Origin of the sequence: Caballeronia sp., from assembly GCF_049581465.1 — a bacterium.
Lineage (GTDB): Bacteria > Pseudomonadota > Gammaproteobacteria > Burkholderiales > Burkholderiaceae > Caballeronia.
Genome location: NZ_JBAUSA010000780.1, coordinates 1 through 2175 on the forward strand (window position 1 = coordinate 1; position 2175 = coordinate 2175).

2 protein-coding genes are annotated in these 2175 nt (G+C 61.9%); both read left to right on the forward strand.

Annotated features, from left to right (window positions below):
* On the forward strand, positions 1 to 1497 hold a 1497-nt coding region (locus tag WCA53_RS19195), incomplete at its 5' end, for an ABC transporter substrate-binding protein (RefSeq protein ID WP_423914179.1).
* 93 nt (positions 1498 to 1590) lie between these two features.
* The coding region (locus WCA53_RS19200) for an ABC transporter permease (protein WP_423914182.1) at positions 1591 to 2175 on the forward strand (585 nt) is incomplete at its 3' end.

A 2175-nucleotide genomic window follows, 5' to 3' on the forward strand; every position in this document is an offset into this window, starting at 1 on the left:
TCGCTGACCGGCGTCGGCCTGCTCACAGCGAGCGGCGGGGCATTCGCCCAGCCCCAGCCCAAGCAGGGCGGCAAGATCCGCGTGGCCACGCAGTCGTCTTCCTCCGCCGATACGCTCGACCCCGCGAAGGGCGCACTTGGTACGGACTACGTACGTGGCAACATGTTCTATAACGGCCTGACCGAATTCGACTCGCATCTCGGCGCGAAAATGGGGCTGGCTGAATCGCTGGAATCGAAGGACGCGACCGTATGGGTCGTGAAATTGCGCACGGGGGTGCAATTCCACGACGGCAAATCGCTGACGCCGGCCGACGTCGTCTTTTCGCTGATGCGCAATAAGGATCCGGCGACGGCTTCAAAGGCTAAAACCGTCGCCGACCAGTTCAAGGAAGTGAAGGCGACGGGACCCAACGAGGTCACGATCACACTAGAAGGCGCGAACGCCGACCTGCCGGTGATCCTGGCTGACTCGCACTTCCTGATCATCAAGGCCGGCACCACCGACTTCAAGACGGCCGTGGGCACGGGTCCATACAAGGTGAAGGATTTCTCGCCGGGCGTGCGTACGGTCGGCGTGAGGAACGAGAAATACTGGAAGCCGGGCCTGCCGCACATCGACGAGATCGAGTTGATCGGTATCAGCGACGAATCGGCGCGCGTGAACGCGCTGCTTTCCGGCGACGTGCAGTTGATCAACGCAGTCAGCCCGCGCTCCACCGAGCGCATCAAGAGCACGCCGGGATTCGAAGTACTGGAGACGAAAACCGGGGAGTACACCGACCTGATCGTGCGCGACGAAAACGGCATTACCGGCAACGACGATTTTCGTCGGGGTATGTTCTATTTGCTGGACCGCGAACAGATCAAGCGCGCGGTGTTCCGTGGCTTCGGCACGATCGCCAACGACCAGCCGATCGATCCCACCAACAAGTACTACATGGCCGGCATCCCGCAACGTCCGTTCGACCCGGAGAAGGCCAAGTTCTATTTCCAGAAGTCGAAAGTGGGCAGCACGCCCGTGCAGGTATTCGCTTCGCCGGCAGCGGAAGGGTCGGTCGAAATGGCCATGCTGCTGCAACAGGCCGCACCGGCTGCGGGGCTGAACCTGCAGGTGTCGCGCGTACCCGCCGACGGGTACTGGTCGAATCACTGGATGAAACATCCGCTTGGTTTCGGTAACGTCAATGCACGGCCCAGCGCTGATGTGCTGTTCACGCAGTTCTTCAAGTCGGACGCGCCGTGGAACGAAGCCAACTGGAAGAGCCCGAAGTTCGACCAGATGTTGCTTGCAGCGCGCGGCGAACCGGACGACGCCAAGCGCAAGAAGATTTACGGCGACATGCAGGTACTCGTGCATGAAACCGGCGGTGTCGGCATTCCGATGTTCCAGAGCTCACTCGATGCCCACACGAGCAAGCTCCAGGGACTCGGCTCGATTCCGCTCGCGGGCTTGATGGGTTTCGCTTTCGCGGAGCACGTCTGGCTGGTGAGTTGACAGGGTGACGGGCCGGAACGTTTCCGTGCCACCCAGGCAGTAACGCACGCCGCTTTAGGGGTGGCGTGCGGTCTCAACCCAGGAGGCGAATCCATGCATGCTCACGCGCAAAGACTTATCGCCGCGCGCCTTGGCCTCGCGTTGCTCACGTTGTTGCTGGTTTCGGCGGTGGTGTTCGGCATCACCGGCCTGCTTCCCGGCGACGCGGCGCAACAGGCGCTCGGCCAGGCCGCTACGCCCGAAGCCGTAACAGCCCTGCGGCACCAGTTCGGGCTCGACCAGCCGGCGCTGCAACGCTACGTCCAATGGCTTTTTCATGTCGTCACGGGCAACTTCGGCACCTCGCTCTCCAATAACTTGCCGGTCAGCGAGCTGATTGCGACCCGGCTGCCGAATTCGCTCGTGCTGGCTGGGCTCACGACATTGGTTTCAGTACCCGTCGCACTCCTGATCGGAATTTCATCGGCGATGTTTCGCGGTTCGCTTCTGGACCGCGTACTCAATGTGCTCACCTTGTCCACGGTCGCGGTGCCCGAGTTCCTGATCGCGACGATCGCCGTGCTGGTGTTTGCCGTGAAGCTGCGCTGGCTGCCCGCTCTGTCGTATCTGTCGGAAGTGTCGTCGTTTGGGGGACTGCTGCGCATCTACGCCATGCCCGTCATGACGCTGTGCTGCGTG